A 16,174-nucleotide genomic window follows, 5' to 3' on the forward strand; every position below is an offset into this window, starting at 1 on the left:
GAATCGGAGACTGGACCATGACGCCTTTTAGACTGCGCCTGCTCATTATTGCCTTGGCATCCCTGCACACTGCGGGGTGGACGCCAAGCGCGCAAGCGCAGGCCATGCCGCAAGACGGCGACAAAGCCGCGACGCTTGCCCCTGTCGTGGTATCGGGCAGCAAGCGCGACGAGACGCTGGAGCGGCTCAATAGCGCCGCCAGTGTGGCCGACCGCCTGGACCTGGACGACGCGCAAGTGGCCTCCACCCTGGAACTGGACCGTGTCTTCCCCGAACTGTACATGTCGCACAGCGCCACCTTCCTGTTTCCGATCATCACGGTGCGCGGGGTGACCTCGGCCCAGGATTTCTACAATCCGGCGCTGACGATTTATGTGGACGGCGTCCCTCAGTTGCCGACGTTTGCCGCCCAGTCGCTGCTGGGCGTCGAAAAGGTCGAACTGCTCAAGGGACCGCAAGGCACGCTGTATGGCAAGAGCGCGCAAGGCGGCGTGCTCAACATCGTCACGCATAAGCCCGACGGCACACCGCAGTTCACCGCCCGCGGCGGCGTCTCCAGCCGCGACGGCTACCAGTTGCAGGCCGAAGGCTCGGGGCCGCTCGTGCAGGACCTGTTATACGGCTCGGTATCGCTGCTGGCCAATGACGTCAACGGCGATGTGCGCAGTGACGTCATCGGCAGCGACCACCTGGGCGGTGTGCGCTCGCGCGCCGGCAAGGTCAAGCTGAGGCTGGCACCGACGGGCAGCCCCTGGGAACTGGGGCTGTCCGCCGGACGCGACTGCGCAACCGGGGATCAGGAGGCCTATACCTTCTTCGACGACTACAAGTCCCGCCAAGCCTATGTCCTGCCGAACCTGCCGCAGGCCTACCGTGATTATTACCAGCGACGCTGCGCCAACAGCGTTGCCGCCAACGGGCAGTACGACTTCGACATCTGGCGCTTGAGCGCCGTGGTCAGCAGCCAGCGCGTGCACACCACGCGCCAGTGGCCATTGGATGCCTACTTCCCGCAGTTCCTGGAACACTGGAAGCAGAACACCCAGGAAGTGCGGCTGGCGACGCGCGGGGCGCAGGACGGGGCCCCGCCGTCTCGCGCCTGGGATGCCGTGTTCGGCTTGTACCGCCAGGAGGTCGACCTATCCAGGAGCTATCAGTTCGACATGGTGCTGCCCAGCTTCTACCGGGTCATCGATTCCAGCTCGAGCAACCGCAGCGTATCCCTGGCGACCTACGGTGATGCGACTTGGCATCTGACGCCCAAGCTGGACCTGTCCACCGGGCTGCGCTTCACGCGCGATGAGGCCAAAACGCGCTTCCAGGGCGATCAGATGGGTGGCAGCTTCCAGGGCGCTGCATCGGCCAGCCAGAACACTTGGCTTGGCCACGTCGCGGCGGGCTACCAGTTCGCCCCGCAGTGGCGCGGCTACGTCAACGTGGCCCAGGGCTACAAGCCGCTGGGCTACAACCTTGCGCCGTCGAACGTGGCCGATGCCGAGGGCTATGGACGCGAACGCTCCATCAGCTACGAGGCCGGCGTGCGCTACACGGGCCGCGATGTGCGCGCCAGCCTGGCCGTCTATCGCGTGGACGGCAAGGACGTCCAGCTCTACGGCGACGGCGACTTCGGCTACCAGACCCTGAAAAATGTCGGCGACACCCGTTCCCTGGGGCTGGAATTCAATACCGAATGGGATATCTCGCGGCAATGGACACTGGCGGCGGGCGGCTTCATCAATGACGCCACCTTCCGCCGCTTCATCGACTCGAGCACCTGCACCGCTTGCGAGGACAACGATGTGCCCATGGCGCCCAGGTACGGCCTGACCCTGTCGGCCAAGGGAAACCTGCGCGTGGGCCAGAACGTCCTGCGGCCGCAACTGACGCTGCGGCGCACCGGATCGCACTACTTCGACAGCGCCAATATGCTGCGCCAGGACGCCTACACCCTGGTCGATGCCGCAGTGGCCTGGAGCCCGACCCACAATCTGGAACTGATGCTCTATGCGCATAATCTGACCGACAAGGCGTATCGGACCTATGGCTTCTCCTACGGCGCGACGGGAAACTTCGCGCAGGTCGCACCGGGGCGCACTGTGGGGCTGACGGCCACCTACACGTATTGACCCCGGCTTTCAGATGGGATATTTTCCCATCGTCCAATCGGAGCCCGCCAGCGAGAAGCAGAACATGCAAAAGAATAATATTGAACAGATGCGGAACTTGGCAGCGCAATTGCGAGAACCGCAAGGCGCCGATGGCGTCGAAGTCGCTGCCACGATGCACCAGAGCAATATCGGGATGACGCGGGCCTGCTTTGCCAGCTTGGCGGTGACCTCCGGCGAAACGCTGCTGGAGATCGGCCATGGCAGCGGCGCTCATGTGCCCGAGTTCTTCGAGGGCCGGCCCGGCCTGCTGTACCAGGGCCTGGAACTGTCCGCGCTCATGCAGCAGGAAGCCGCTCGCCTGAATCGCGATCTGGTATCGAACGGCAAGGCGCGGTTCGCGGCCTACGAGGGTGCAGCCTTTCCGTTCGAAGATGAGTCGTTTGACAAGGCCATGACGGTCAACACCCTCTATTTTCTGCCGGATCCGCTGGGGTTCCTGTCCCAAGTCCATCGCACCCTGAAGCCCGGCGGCCGCTTCAGCATGGCCTTTGCAGCCCGCGAGTTCATGCAGGCCTTGTCCTTCACCTCATACGGGTTCCGGCTGTACGATGCCGAAGAAGTCCGGCAACTTGTTTCCGACAGCGGGCTTGCACTGCGGGGGACCGATGTGCATGAGGAGACTGTGATGAGCAAGGAACGGCCGGGGACGACGGTGCGCAGGGAGTTCATCGTGATCCGGGCCGGCAAGCGCGCCACGCAACAGTGCGAATATGGTGTCGCCTGAAATCTGGCGACACACCATCCACACCGATCAGCCAGGCGCAGGTATCAAGATTTACTTCGGAGCATGATCATCCTGGACACGAACGTGTTGTCCGAAATCTTGCGCCCGGCGCCGGATGAGCGCCCCCTGTCCTGGCTGGCGGCGCCGCCTCGCTCGGTACTGTTCAGCACCGCGGTGACACGCGCGGAATTGTTCTACGGAGCACGATTGTTGCCCGACGACTGGCGACACGCAACGTCAGGGACTTTGCGGGGTGTGGCATCGAAGCCATCGATCCCTGGAGCGCATAGCGCAGCAATATGCATGGACTTCATCGAGTCCCCGGCGGTCGCATCGGCTTTCCCTCAACACAGCGTAAAATACGCCCCCGGATGTAGATAACAGTATTGGAAGCAACCCATCTTGAACACGAAAAGAAGCAAACGCTGGAATGGCAATTTAGATTCGCTGAGCGCGGATTTCCTCAAGGACGTCATGGAGAAAATGGAATCCTATGGCCCCGGCGTGCAGTTCGAACTCCCCGGCCACGCGCAGCGTCCCAATTACCAGGTCATCAACAATGCCGGCAAGAAGATGGCATTCGACAAGAAAAACCTTTTGACCGGCCTGAATGCCAATGGCAATGTCAGCGATACGCTGTCGGCGGTATTTACGCTCGACGCCGTCAAGGCCGCCATGAACGGCGGCGGCGCCAGGCCGGCCGCCAGGGCGCGCGCGCCACGCCCCGGCGCCGCGGGCGGCGCCAGCGGCGCTGGCCGCAGCCACACTCCTGCCGCCCAGGTCATCGATACCATAGAGCACGACAAGTACGCCTACTTCAAGGGCAATCGCGAAACCCTTCCGGAAGGCATACAGAAGCATTCGGGCGCAATCAGCCAGTTGATGAAAAGCGGCATGTCGGCCGAAGACGCATTCGGCGAGATCATCAAACTGCATTTCTGACGCCAGCACAAGGAAAACGGTCCATGACGCTATTGGTCAAATCAGGCGGTGAACAGGCCATGGCGCAATGGCGCGAATACTTCGCGGAATTTGCGCCGGGCTTGCCGGTGCGCTGGTGGAACGACCCCGGCGTCGCCCCGGAGGAAGTCGACTACGTTCTTGTATGGGAGCCCGAGCCCGGGCGCCTTGCGAACTATCCCAACCTGCGCCTTATTCTCAGCAGCGGCGCCGGCGTCGACCATATTCTCGCCGACCCGCGGCGCCCGGCCCACATCGACATCGTCAGGATGAGCACCAGGGACACGGAGCAGAGAATGGCCGAATATGTGTCCTTCGCCGCCTTGTCCCTGCTCAGGGACCTGAATCGCATCATCGTGCAACAGGCCGCAAGGCGCTGGGACGAATATGAAATCCCGCGCAGCGCCGCGCAAACGCGGGCGGGCGTCATGGGCATGGGCAGCCTCGGGGCGAGCAGCGCCGTCATGCTCAGGCAACTGGGCTTCATCACCGCGGGGTGGTCGCAGTCGCGCAAGTCGGTTTCGGGCGTCGAAAGCTTCGCCGGCTGGGATGAATTCCCGCAATTCCTGTCGCGCACCGATATCCTGGTCTGCCTGCTGCCCGATACCCCGCAAACCCGGGGCATCATCCGCGCCGAAACGATTTCCCGGCTTGCGCCCGGCGCCGGCATCGTCAACGCGGGGCGCGGCGCCCATGTCGTCATGGCCGACCTGATCAGCGCCCTGGACAGCGGCCAGCTTGGCGGGGCGATCCTGGATGTGTTCGAGCAGGAGCCTTTGCCCGCGCACGCCGCGCCATGGCGGCATCCCAAAATCCTGGTGACGCCGCACATCGCGGCCAGCCCCTCCCGGCGCGAGCGCGCCTCCTATGTGGCCGGCGTCATCGCCGCCTTCGAGGCGGGGCTGCCGGTGGCGAACATTTATGATCCGGTACGCGGCTACTGACCCGGCGGACGAGGCCGCGCAGCCGGCCCTACATCATTCCCGGCTTGCCAAGATCCGTGCCGTCCACCAGCCGCGAATGGCGGAAGGCGCCGGGCGGCACAATGGGCTGCGCTCCCGCGACCAGATCGGCGGTCAAGCGCCCCGCCCCCAGGCCGATGCCGAAGCCGTGCCCGCTGTATCCCGTGGAAAGAAAAAAGCCGGGCAGCGCCTCCAGCGCTGAAATGACCGGTATGGCGTCGGGCGTATTGTCGATGAAGCCGCCCCAGGCCTCGGCGACCCTGATTCCGGCGAGGGCCGGATACAAGGCGCCCAGCGCCTGCTCGGCCTCGCGCACCAGCGACATATCCGGCGCCGGATTCAGCACGCGTATCTCCTCGAACGGCGAGACCTGCTCGAAGCCCCACGTCCTGTATGCCTCGGGGCCCTTGAGGAAAGAGCGGCCTATTCTTATCTTCAAGCCCTTATGGCGCTCGCGGAAGGTAGGCAGGAACTTCCTGGCATAGCGCAGGCCCTGGGGCGACAGCTCCAGCCGGCCGCGCCCGCCCAGCCCCAGCGTATACCCGCCGTCCAGGCGGCGGCGCAGTGTCAGGCCGGGCACGGACAGCCCGCCGGTCATCACCTCCGCGGCGGGTTCGGTGCGCATGGACGTGCTGTACACCCCCGCCTGCGGCAAATCGATGCCATGGCGGCGGCAGAACATGGACGCCCAGGCGCCCGCGGCGCACACGACGGCCTGGGTCCGGATCAGGCCCTTCTCCGTGATCACCCCGGACACTCTTCCAGCGGCGGTATCCAGTCCGCGCGCGGCGCAGTTCTGATGGATGGTCACGCCCAGCTTGCGCGCCGCCGCCGCCAGCGCGGGAGCGGCCAGGGCCGGTTCGGCGCGGCCATCCGACGGGCAGCTCATGCCGCCTATCCATTGGCCCGCCGCGCCGGGAGTCAATACGCGGGCCTCGGCGCCGCTGACCATCCGGCTGTCTATCTCGTATTCCCTCGCTATCCTGTTCCAGTCTTCCCACGCGGCAAGGTCCGCCGGCGACGTGGTCACGTAGCTCAGCCCCGCGCGCCGGAAACCCAGGTCGGCGCCTATCTCGCCGGCCAGTTCGCCCCAGCGCCGCAGGCTGTATTTGATCAGCGGCAACTCGCGCGGATCGCGGTTCTGCTGCCGGCACCAGCCCCAGTTGCGGCTGGACTGCTCGGCCGCGACCCTTCCTTTTTCCATCAGCGCGACAGACAGCCCTTTTCTGGCCAGCTCGTACGCCGTCGCCACACCTATGATTCCGCCGCCAATGACGACGACGTCCACGGCGTCAGGCAGCGCATCATCGCTTTGTACCGCTACAACATGCAAAGACATAAAGAACTCGACTCTTGACAGGATATTGGGATTCAGCCCACCGGACGCAGCGACAGGTCGTCGCGGATGCAGGCCTTGAAATGGCCGGGAGCCACCTCGGACAGTTCTGGCCGCGCTTGCGCGCATGCCGCAATGGCATAGCGGCAGCGCGTGCGGAATGTGCAGCCCGATGGCGGATTCATCGGGCTGGGCATATCGCCCGCAAGGACGATGCGCTTGTTCCTTACCGCCGAAGGATCGGGAATCGGGACGGCCGACAGCAGGGCTTCCGTATAGGGATGGCGGGGGTCGTTGAACAGCTGCGCGGTCGGGGCCAGCTCCACCAGCCGGCCCAGATACATGACGGCGATGCGGTCGGAAATATGCCCCACCACCGACAAATCGTGGGCGATGAAAAGAATGGTGAGCCCGAGGCGCTCCTTGAGTTCGAGAAGCAGGTTGACGACCTGCGCCTGGATGGACACATCCAGGGCGGAAACCGGCTCGTCCGCGATCAGCAGCTCGGGCTGGCATATCAGGGCGCGCGCTATGCCCACGCGCTGGCGCTGCCCGCCGGAAAACTCATGGGCATAGCGTTCGCCCTGCTCCGGCATCAGGCCCACCAGGCGCAGCGTTTCCTCGACCCTGTCCTTGCGTTGCGCCCTGGAGCCGGCCAGGCCGTGGATCTCCAGGGGCGCCGCGACTATGCTTTCGACTGTGTGGCGCGGGTTCAATGACGCATACGGATCCTGGAAAACCAGTTGCATGCGCTGCCGCACGGGGCGCATTTGCCGGCGCGAGAAATGGGTGATGTCGGTATCGTTGAAGTGTATGCTGCCGCCGGTGGGCTGCACCAGCTTGAGCAGCGTGCGCCCCACGGTGGTCTTGCCCGAGCCCGACTCCCCGACCAGGCCCAGGACTTCGCGGCGCTGCAAATCGAACGATACGCCATCGACGGCTTTCAGGACTTCCCGCTTGCGTGAAAGGAACGAGCCGCCCAGCGGATACCATTTCTGGATATCGCGGACTCGCAGAATGGGTTTGTCCGATACCGTCATGCCCTGCTCCAGTTGATTTCGTCCCATCGCACGCAGCGCACCCAGTGGTCCCCGCCGATCTCGTCGAGCGCGGGCACGCGCTGGTCGCAGCGCCCCGCCACGCTATGTTCGCAGCGCGGCTCGAAGCTGCAGCCGGGCGGCGGGCTGTAGGGGCTGGGGACATTGCCGGGGATGGCCGGCAAGGGGCCCAGCCGATGGCCGGCCAGGTCCAGGCGAGGAACGGACCGCAGCAGCCCGACGGTGTAGGGCATGCGCGGCGCCTTGAACAGGGGCGCCACATCGGCGCGCTCCACCACCCGCCCGTTATACATCACCATCACCCGGTCGGCGATTTCCGCCACCACGCCAAGATTGTGAGTGATGAATATCATCGCCATCCGGGTGCGCTGCTGCAGGTCGCGCAGCAGCTCCAGAATCTGCGCCTGGATGGTCACGTCCAGGGCCGTGGTCGGCTCATCGGCGATCAGCAGGTCCGGATCGCAGGCCAGCGCCATGGCGATCATGGCCCGCTGGCGCATTCCGCCCGACATCTCGTGCGGATAGCTGAGCAGGCGCTGGCGGGCCGCGGGAATGCCGACCATATCCAGCAGCTCGGCCGCCCTGTCGAACGCCGCGCGCTTGCCCAGGCCGCGATGAACGCGTATGCCCTCGGCAATCTGCGCGCCTATCGTATGCAGGGGGTTGAAGGAAGTCATCGGTTCCTGGAACACCATGGAGACGGCGGTTCCGCGCAGCCCCTGCATCTCGCGTTCGGGCAGGGCCAGCAGATCGCGCACCGTGCCATCGGGCGCCCGCAAATACACCTGGCCGCTGGAGACCGATGCCGGAGCGGGCGGCGTCAACCGCAGGATGCCGAGGCTGGTCACGCTTTTGCCCGAGCCCGATTCCCCCACCAGCGCGACCGTTTCGCCGCGCCCCACGCGAAACGACACGTCGTTCACGGCGGTGATCATGCCATTGGGCGTGCGAAACGAGATAGTCAGGTTGCGCACGTCCAGGACGTCGTTGCCCGCCATGCCGACTGCGCCGCCGGGGCCTTGCGCCGGCCCGCCGGCCACGGGGGGATGCTGTGTTTTCATTGGACCTCCACGCGGGGATCCAGCGCATCGCGCAGCCCATCGCCGATAAAGTTGATGCTCGTGACCGCCAGCGCGATCATCACGCCGGGCAGGATGGCCAGCCATGGCGCGCTTTCCAGGTAGGACTGCGCGCCACCCAGCATATTGCCCCAGCTGGGCGTGGGCGGCTGGATGCCATAGCCCAGGAAGCTGATATAGGATTCCATCAGGATCGCGTAGGCGACATTGAGCGTGGCCGACACCACGATGGGCGCCACGGCGTTCGGCAGCAGTTCCTTGAACATGATGCGGCCGTCGCCCGCGCCCAGCGCCAGCGCGGCCACCGCGTAATCGCGTTCGCGCAAGGACCGTATCTGCCCCTCGACGATGCGCGCCACTTCCATCCACCCGGTGGCGGCCAGCAGGAAAATGATGGATCCCACGCTGGGCTTGATGAAGGCCGCCAGGGCGAGCAGGAGGAAAATGATGGGAAAGCAAAGCACCGCGTCGACGAAACGCATCAGGACGGCGCCGACCACGCCGCCGTAATAGCCGGCTATCACGCCTATCAGCACGCCGATGATCATGCTCAGTATCATGGAGCCGAAGCCCACGGCCAGCGAAATGCGCCCCGCCATCAGCAGGCGCGCCAGCATGTCGCGCCCGAGCTGGTCGGTGCCCAATACATGCGCGCCGGACAGGGGCCCGGAAAAGCGCGCCAGGATGTCCACGGTCGTGTCATCGAACGGCAACAGCAGCGGCCCGATGCTACAGGCCAATACCAGGAAAAGGATTACCGCGACGCCGAACAGCGCGAGGCGATGCCTTACAAGGCGGCGCAAGGCCGAGTTTTTCTTGCGGCGCGGCGCGGGGCCCGCGCCGGCCGCCTGCGGGCTTTGCGCCGCGGCGGCCATTGAGCTGGTTTCCATCAATTCACCCGGATGCGAGGATCGACAACGCTATAGAGAAGGTCGGCCAGCAGGCTGCCCAGCAGGACCAGTACGGCGGTAAACATCAAAATTCCCATGACGGTCGGATAGTCGCGGTAGCTGATCGAATCGAGGAATAAACGCCCCATGCCCGGCCAGGCGAATACGGTCTCCGTGACCAGCGCGCCGCTCAACAGCGCCGGCAATTGCAGGCCGGCGATGGTGATCATGGGCAGCATGGCGTTGCGCAGTATGTGGCCGAACAGCACCCGGCGCCGGGACAGCCCCTTGGAGCGCGCCGTCCGCACGAAGTCCTGGTTCAATACGTCGAGCATGGACGAGCGCATATAGCGGCTCCAGCTGGCGGTGGTCACCAGGGCCAGCACCACGGAAGGAGCGACCAGGTGATGCAGCTGGTTCAGGAACGACCCATCGCCCGCGGTGAAGCGATTGCCTGAAGGCAGCCACTGCAGCTCGACCGAGAAGATGTAGATCACCACCAGGCCGAACCAGAAGGTCGGAATCGATATGGCTATCATGGCGCCTATCGTCGACAGCGAATCGAACAGGGAATTGCGCCGGATCGCGCCGGCCACGCCTATCCAGGAGCCCAGCAGGATGGCCATCAAGGTGGCCGTGAACATCAGCTCCAGCGTGGCGCCCAGGTGGGACGCGATAATGTTCAGCACCGGCTGCTGGTCCCGATAGGAATTGCCCCAGTCGCCCTGCAGCATGCGCCAGAACCATTCCCCGTACTGTATCGGCAGCGGCCGGTCCAGGCCCAACTGCTGCTCGATGCGCGCGACGTCCCCGGCGCTCATCTCGCCCGTGCTGGTGTACTGCGCCATGGGCCCGCCGGGCGCCATGTGCAAAATGGCGAAGCCTATCATCGTGACCAGCAGCAGAATCCCCGCCGCGGCTACGCCCCGCCTCATCAGATAGCGCCCCATGGATCAGACGGCCCAATACCAGGTGCCCGCATTCCAGCAATTGGACTGCACATTGACGTTGTGCTCGTAGCCCACCAGGCCTTGCTTATAGCCTTCGATGGGCGCCAGCTGGAACAGGGGAAGGATCACCAGGTCCTCGTGCAGCACCTGCTGCAACTGGGCATAGATTTCTTTGCGCGCGGCGCGGTCCATGGTGACCCGCCCTTGCTCCAGCAGGCGATCCGCCTCGGGATTCTCGTACTGGTAGACATTGCTGCCGCTGCCGCCCTTGACCGGGATGGCCTTGCTGCTGAAGCGGTAGCTGGCATCCGGGTCGTTGCCCGTCATGAAGTTAACGCTCACCAGGGCGGATTGGAATTTCGACTTGAACCAGAAATCCCCCCACATCACGGCCGCCGGCATATTGTTGATCTTCATGGCCACGCCGAGCTTCTTCCAGTCCTGCTGCAGCAATTGCTGGGTCTGGGCGCGCAGCTCGTTGCCGCTGGTGGTGGACAGATCGAACGCCAGGGGCACACCGTTTTTCTGGCGCACGCCGTCGGGGCCGGGCGCCCAGCCCGCGTCGTCCAGCACCTTGCCCGCCTTGGCCAGGTCGTAGGTTTGCTTGGGCAGCGCCGGTTCGTAGGCCCAGCTTTCCCGGGGGATGAAGGATTCCGTGGCCTTGGGCAAGCCATAATAAATGAGATCGATGATCGCCTGCTTGTTGATGCTGCCGTAAAGCGCCTGGCGCACCGCCTTGTCCGCCAGGGCCGGAAAGCCATGGTTGGGGGTGATGGATTCGATCGAGGAGCCGGAATTGACGGAAATGACCAGGCCCGGCAGTTTCTTTGCTTCGTCGTAGAAATTGCTCAGTATTCCCTGGATGCCGACGATGTCGACCTGGCCCGTGCGGAACTGGGTATAAAGCCCGTTCAGGTCAGGGATGTACTTGAGCACCAGGCGCTCTATATAGGGCCCATCGCCGAAATACTTGGGATTGGCTTCCAGCACGATACGGTCGCCCGGCACGCGGCTGCCCCACATGAACGGGCCCGTGCCCACCGGCTTCTGATTGAAGGGCGCGGTATTCGGGTCCTGCGCCTTGCCGAGCAAATGCTTGGGAACGATGAAGGTCGACGACAGCTGCGACAGATAAGGCGCATAGACCGCCTTCATGCGCCAGGACAGCTCATGCGTGCCCGTGACCTGGATATCCGTCACCAGGTCGTGGCCCTGGCGCGTGCGGGCATTGAAGCCGGGGCGGTTGATCAGTTCCAGCGTGAACTTGACGTCCTCCGCGGTGAACGGCGTCCCGTCGTGCCAGACCGCGTCCTTGCGCAGCTTGATCTTCCAGCCCAGGCCGTCCTCGGACAAGCCGCCGTTTTCCACAGAGGGGATCTCGGCCGCCAGCTTGGGTATCCAGTTGCCCTTGGCGTCCACGCCCCACAGCGGATCGAAAATATTCCACCAGACACCGTGATCGACCTCCAGGGACGAGAGCAAGGGATTGAATACCGTGGCTTCCTGCGAAAGGCCGACGACGACCTGGCCGCGCGGGGCGGCGGGCGGGCTGCCGCGGCGCGCGGTTTGCGCCATGACGGGCAAGCCGCCGTACATCATCGATGCGCCCGTGGCCGCGCCCAAAGCCAGCAATTGCCGGCGCGTCATCGAGCCGCCCCGCGCCGGCCACTTCGAATCCGAATTCTTCGTCATTCCTGCTCCGATTTTCACAGCTGTTGAAAATTTACTTGAATATTTCAGTACCGCTCTGGGAATATTTATACGCTTGTGAAAGTGGGCGAGTCAATAAAATAGCTTTTTTTTCGGGGAATCCAAGGGTAATCACTGTGAATCCAGGCCGGGAATCCGCGAGCCTTCGCCCCGCATCAAGTAACATTAGGAAAAAGGCGGAGCACATGGCAGACCAAAAATCGAAATCCCCGCTGGCGGGCAAGCACATAGCTATCGACGGCGATTCCGGCGGCGACAACACCTCGAAAAACGGCTTGAACGCCCAGGACAGCTACAGCGACCGGCAGCTGGGCGAAAGCGTGCGCGCGCTGCGCAAGCGCGCCAACTTGTCGCTCAAGCTGTTGTCGGAGCAAACCGGCCTGTCCACCGGCATGATCAGCCAGATAGAGCGCGGGCTGTCGACGCCGTCGCTGCGTTCGCTGCGCCTGCTGAGCCTGGCTTTGAACGCCCCCATATCGCGTTTCTTCGAAGAGCGCACGGAGCTGCGGCTGTCGCGCTTCATCGTGCGGCGCGAGGAAAGGCGCCGCCTGAACCTGACCCGCAGCGGGCTGCTCAAGCATTTGCTGAGCCCGGACGAGCCCGGCGTGCTGGAACTCTATGAACTGGAACTGGCGCCCGGGGCCTCGTCCGGCGTGGGCTACCGCAATCCGCAGGGCGAGAAGGCCGGATTCATTCTTTCGGGCAGACTGCACTTGTGGCTGGCCAAGGAAAAGTTCGTCCTGGGCCCCGGCGACACCTTCCGCGTGCCTTCCGCCGTGCCGCATCTGTTCAAGAACTCCACGTCCGAGACGACGCGCCTGATCTGGATCACCGCGACGCCGCCCTGGCCGCAGGCGGACGCGCCGGCGGTCTGAAGGAAAATAATGCCGTTATACTGCGGGCGCGGCCACGCCGCCGGCCGCTCGCGGCATTCGCCCCTTCCCATCGAGATCCCCGCATGACAACCGAAAGCTTTATCCCAGGCAAAGACGCCTCCCTCGAATCGACGATCGAAACCATGCGGGAGAAGCTGGCGGCGCGCGGTTTCCGGCTCAATGAATCATCCCTGCTGCATGAGGTCGACGGCATCTGGTCGACCCACATGAAAGACAGCGACTGCCCCATGCTGTTTTCCAACGGCAAGGGCGCGACCGAACTGGCGGCCCGCGCCAGCGCCTACGGCGAATTCTTCGAGCGTCTGGGCACCCATTATTTCTGGACCCACTTCTACCTGGGCGAAACGCGCGCCCGGCGCCCTTTCGTGCACTACCCGCAAGAACGCTGGTTCGCGCCGGCCGAGGACGGCGGCTGGCCGGCGGACATGCTCAATCCCGAGCTGCACGCCTTCTACAACCCGCAAGGCGACATCGATGGCGAAGTCCTGGTCGACCTGAATTCCGGCAATGTGGCGCGCGGCATCTGCGCCCTGCCCTATACCCGCCTGCGCGACGGCGCCCAGACCTATATTCCGGTCAACATCATAGGCAACCTGTACGTCAGCAATGGCATGGCGGCCGGCAACACCATGATGGAAGCGCGCACCCAGGCCTTGTCCGAGATTTTCGAGCGCAGCGTGAAGTACCGCATCATCAGCCAGGGCCTGTGCCTGCCGGAAGTGCCCGATGAGGTGGTCGCCCGCTTTCCCAATATACAGGCCGGCATCGCCGGCCTGCGCAAGGCGGGCTTCGGCATCCTGGTCAAGGATGCGTCGCTGGGCGGACGCTATCCCGTCATGAACGTGACGCTGGTGCATCCAAAGGACCAGGGAATATTCTCGAGCTACGGCGCCCACCCGCGCCTCGAAATCGCGCTGGAACGCGCCATGACCGAACTGCTGCAGGGCCGCGCGCTGGACTCGCTGCAGGGCTTTCCCGAGCCGGGCTTCGACATGAGCGAGATCAATGCGGTTTCCAATCTGGAAATCCATTTCGTCGACTCCAGCGGCGTGATCAGCTGGAATTTCATGCGCGACACGCCCGACTTCCCCTTTGCCGACTGGAACTTCAGCTCGACCACGCAAGAAGACTACGAATGGCTGGTCAATTGCATACACGAAGAGGGCAAAGACATCTACATCGCCGACTTCAGCGAACAGGGCGCATACAGCTGCCGCATCCTGGTTCCCGGCATGTCCGAGATCTATCCGGCCGAAGACCTCGAATGGGAAAACAACAGCGTCGGCAATGCCATCCGCCCGGCGCTGCTGCGCTTGCCGGATCTGAGCGACGCCCAGGCCGCCGAGCTGCTGGCCGAGCTGCAGACCATGAACCTGAACGACGAACGCCCGCTGTGGGAAATCCTGGGCCTGGCCATCCCGCCGGGCACGCCCTGGAAACAGCTGCGCATCGGCGAACTGAAAACCTTGCTGGCGCTGGCTGTCGGCGACGAGGAAGCGATCCGCGAGGGCTGCGACTGGATACACCATTTCAATGACCTGGAACCCGCCCGCCGCCTGGTGTATCGCTGCATCGAAAGCATGCTCAGCGTCGACAGCGCCGAGGACTACCGCCGCTCGCTGGTGTTGCTGTATGGCGCCGGGACAGTGCGCCAGGCCCAGGCCCTGATCGATCGCAGCGAACGCTACTTCGGCCTGGAAACCTTGGGTCCGGACATGCAGGGCAGCGCCATGCACCAGACGCTGCTGGCGGCATACGACAAGCTGTTCGCAGTCGCCGACCAAACCGCCGACCAGGCTGCCGGCTAGCGCCCGGCCGGGGCCGCCGCCACGCCGCGCAGGAAATCCAGCGCGAAGTCGATTTCCTGTTCGGTATTGAAGTAATGCGGCGAAGCCCTGACCAGCACGGGAAGCCGGCGGCGCTCGGCATCCAGCAGCGTGCTGGACGGCGGCGTGACGCCTATCACTATGCCGGCCCGCGCGGCCAGGTCCACGACCTCCTGCGCCGGCCTGCCGGCCACGGTAAAGGAAACTATCGCCGATGGCCGGCTGCCCAGGTCTTGCACCGTCGCGCCTGGCAGTTCCTCCAGCCCGGCGCGCAAGCGCCCGGCCAGGATCGCGCAGCGCGCCGCGATGCTGTCCATGCCTATGTCCATCGCATAATCCATGGCCGCGACCAAGCCCGTGCGGGCCACATAGTTCGATTCCCAGGTTTCATAACGGCGCGCGTCGCCGCGCAGCTGATACCGGTCGCGCTCCACCCAGGGAGCGGAAAAATGATCTATCGTGTGCGGTTCAAGCTGAGGCATGAAGCTCTCGCGGACATACAGCAAGCCGGTGCCGCGCGGGCCGCGCAGGAACTTGCGCCCAGTCGCCGACAGCATATCGCAGCCCAGCGCCTCGACGTCCACCGGCAACTGCCCGAGCGCCTGGCAGGCGTCCAGCAGATAGGCGATGCCGTGGGCGCGGGCTAGCCGCCCCACCTCGGCGGCGGGGTTGGTCAGGCCGCCGTTGGTCGGGATCCATGTCAGGCAGATCAGCCTTGTACGCACGGTGATCATGCGGCGCAGCGCATCCAGGTCGACCTCGCCGGCGGCGCCGCTGGGGATCACCTGGATCTCGATGCCCAGGCGCTCGCGCAACTGCAGGAGCGCCACGAAATTGGCGCCGTATTCGGCCTCGCACGTCAGCACGACATCGCCGGCTTTCAGGCGCATGGAATAGCAGGCCATCTGCCAGGCGGCCGTGGCGCTTTCCATGAATGCGATCTCCTGCGGCGCGGCATTGATCAGCCGCGCCGCGCACGCATAGGCGCCCGACAGGCGCGCCGATCCGCGCTCATAGGCCTGGTAGCCGCCCAGCTCCTGTTCGAGATCGAGATAAGCGCGCATGGCCTGGACCACCGGGGCGGGCATGAGCGACGAGCCCGCGCTCATCAGAAAAACCCGCTGCGCCGCGGCGGGCGTATCCGCGCGTATGCGTGCCATGTCCAACATGATTCATCCTGTTCGAGTCCGGGCCGCCGCGGCGGCCCCAGGCCCCAGTATATGCAGCGGACATGGAAATGGGCGCCGAAGCGCCCTGCCTGCTGCGGCAACGGCAGCGGTCCTGCTTACTTCTTCTTGGCGTCCGACGACTGCGAGCCGCCCTTGGCAGCGGTTGAACCGAAAGGCGAAGCCGGCACCGCCGGCTTGGGCGCCTGCTTAGGTTTTTTTGCTTCTTTATTTCCGCGTAATTGACCTTTTGCCATGGAAATACTCCTTGAACGACGAAAGTTACATGCCAAATGGCCCCACTAGCATACGCGTTATTTGCGCGCTGCGGGCGACTGCCCGATATTCGCGCGGCAATTGCCGCAAACCCGGCGGTTTTATGGGTTACGCCCCGTTTCGCTTCGATAACAATCTCTACGGCAAAACCCTTGAAGTATCTCCAATTGCTG

The 16,174-nt window shown here is 64.4% G+C and carries 15 protein-coding genes; 7 read left to right on the top strand and 8 right to left on the bottom strand.

All coding sequences use genetic code 11. The features are described 5' to 3' along the window. Window positions 1–17: 17 nt before the first annotated feature. From BUB23_RS22200 to BUB23_RS22220, 5 genes are all read left to right on the top strand, one after another. Entirely contained in the window at window positions 18–2,126 is a 2,109-nt protein-coding gene (locus BUB23_RS22200) for a TonB-dependent receptor (protein WP_073108142.1), read from the top strand. A 64-nt stretch (window positions 2,127–2,190) separates the two neighbouring features. Beyond that, on the top strand, window positions 2,191–2,892 hold the full coding sequence (locus tag BUB23_RS22205; protein ID WP_073108245.1) for a class I SAM-dependent methyltransferase: 702 nt from the start codon (window positions 2,191–2,193) through the stop codon (window positions 2,890–2,892). Between the two features lie 63 nt (window positions 2,893–2,955). Further along, entirely contained in the window at window positions 2,956–3,273 is a 318-nt protein-coding gene (locus BUB23_RS22210) for a PIN domain-containing protein (protein ID WP_245801353.1), read from the top strand. A gap of 21 nt (window positions 3,274–3,294) precedes the next feature. Beyond that, entirely contained in the window at window positions 3,295–3,834 is a 540-nt protein-coding gene (locus BUB23_RS22215) for a hypothetical protein (protein WP_073108146.1), read from the top strand. Window positions 3,835–3,857: 23 nt separating this feature from the next. Further along, a complete protein-coding gene (locus BUB23_RS22220) occupies window positions 3,858–4,796 on the top strand; it encodes a 2-hydroxyacid dehydrogenase (RefSeq protein ID WP_073108149.1) in 939 nt (312 codons plus the stop codon). Window positions 4,797–4,824: 28 nt separating this feature from the next. Here BUB23_RS22220 and BUB23_RS22225 read toward each other — a convergent pair whose 3' ends face one another. From BUB23_RS22225 to BUB23_RS22250, 6 genes are read right to left on the bottom strand one after another with little or no spacing between them, the layout of a single operon-like run. Further along, window positions 4,825–6,153: an NAD(P)/FAD-dependent oxidoreductase gene (locus BUB23_RS22225; RefSeq protein WP_073108152.1), complete on the bottom strand. Its 1,329-nt coding sequence runs from the start codon at window positions 6,151–6,153 to the stop codon at window positions 4,825–4,827. Window positions 6,154–6,185: 32 nt separating this feature from the next. Continuing rightward, window positions 6,186–7,190, bottom strand: coding sequence for an ABC transporter ATP-binding protein (locus BUB23_RS22230; protein WP_073108154.1), 1,005 nt, complete (start codon window positions 7,188–7,190; stop codon window positions 6,186–6,188). Further along, entirely contained in the window at window positions 7,187–8,269 is a 1,083-nt protein-coding gene (locus tag BUB23_RS22235; RefSeq protein WP_245801354.1) for an ABC transporter ATP-binding protein, read from the bottom strand. Before BUB23_RS22235 ends, BUB23_RS22230 begins: the two co-directional genes overlap by 4 nt. Then, window positions 8,266–9,177 (bottom strand): ABC transporter permease, encoded by a 912-nt coding sequence (locus tag BUB23_RS22240; RefSeq protein ID WP_218599130.1) that lies wholly within the window; start codon window positions 9,175–9,177, stop codon window positions 8,266–8,268. Before BUB23_RS22240 ends, BUB23_RS22235 begins: the two co-directional genes overlap by 4 nt. After that, window positions 9,177–10,127, bottom strand: coding sequence for an ABC transporter permease (locus BUB23_RS22245; RefSeq protein WP_073108159.1), 951 nt, complete (start codon window positions 10,125–10,127; stop codon window positions 9,177–9,179). Before BUB23_RS22245 ends, BUB23_RS22240 begins: the two co-directional genes overlap by 1 nt. 3 nt (window positions 10,128–10,130) lie before the next feature. Then, the gene (locus BUB23_RS22250) at window positions 10,131–11,819 is read right to left on the bottom strand and encodes a peptide ABC transporter substrate-binding protein (protein WP_073108161.1); all 1,689 of its coding nucleotides are present in this window, start codon (window positions 11,817–11,819) and stop codon (window positions 10,131–10,133) included. A 203-nt stretch (window positions 11,820–12,022) separates the two neighbouring features. Between BUB23_RS22250 and BUB23_RS22255 the strand changes: the two genes are divergently transcribed. Next, window positions 12,023–12,712 (top strand): helix-turn-helix domain-containing protein, encoded by a 690-nt coding sequence (locus BUB23_RS22255; RefSeq protein ID WP_143161093.1) that lies wholly within the window; start codon window positions 12,023–12,025, stop codon window positions 12,710–12,712. 83 nt (window positions 12,713–12,795) lie between these two features. Then, a complete protein-coding gene (ycaO, locus tag BUB23_RS22260) occupies window positions 12,796–14,541 on the top strand; it encodes a 30S ribosomal protein S12 methylthiotransferase accessory factor YcaO (RefSeq protein ID WP_073108163.1) in 1,746 nt (581 codons plus the stop codon). On the opposite strand, the gene BUB23_RS22265 is transcribed toward ycaO, so the two are convergent. Both BUB23_RS22265 and BUB23_RS27105 read right to left on the bottom strand, forming a co-directional pair. Then, window positions 14,538–15,728: an aminotransferase class V-fold PLP-dependent enzyme gene (locus BUB23_RS22265; RefSeq protein WP_073108165.1), complete on the bottom strand. Its 1,191-nt coding sequence runs from the start codon at window positions 15,726–15,728 to the stop codon at window positions 14,538–14,540. The genes ycaO and BUB23_RS22265 overlap by 4 nt on opposite strands. 116 nt (window positions 15,729–15,844) lie before the next feature. Further along, on the bottom strand, window positions 15,845–15,982 hold the full coding sequence (locus tag BUB23_RS27105) for a hypothetical protein (protein ID WP_178372381.1): 138 nt from the start codon (window positions 15,980–15,982) through the stop codon (window positions 15,845–15,847). Between the last annotated feature and the right edge of the window lie 192 nt (window positions 15,983–16,174).

Origin of the sequence: Pollutimonas bauzanensis (assembly GCF_900129885.1) — a bacterium.
GTDB classification, from domain to species: Bacteria; Pseudomonadota; Gammaproteobacteria; order Burkholderiales; family Burkholderiaceae_B; genus Pollutimonas; species Pollutimonas bauzanensis.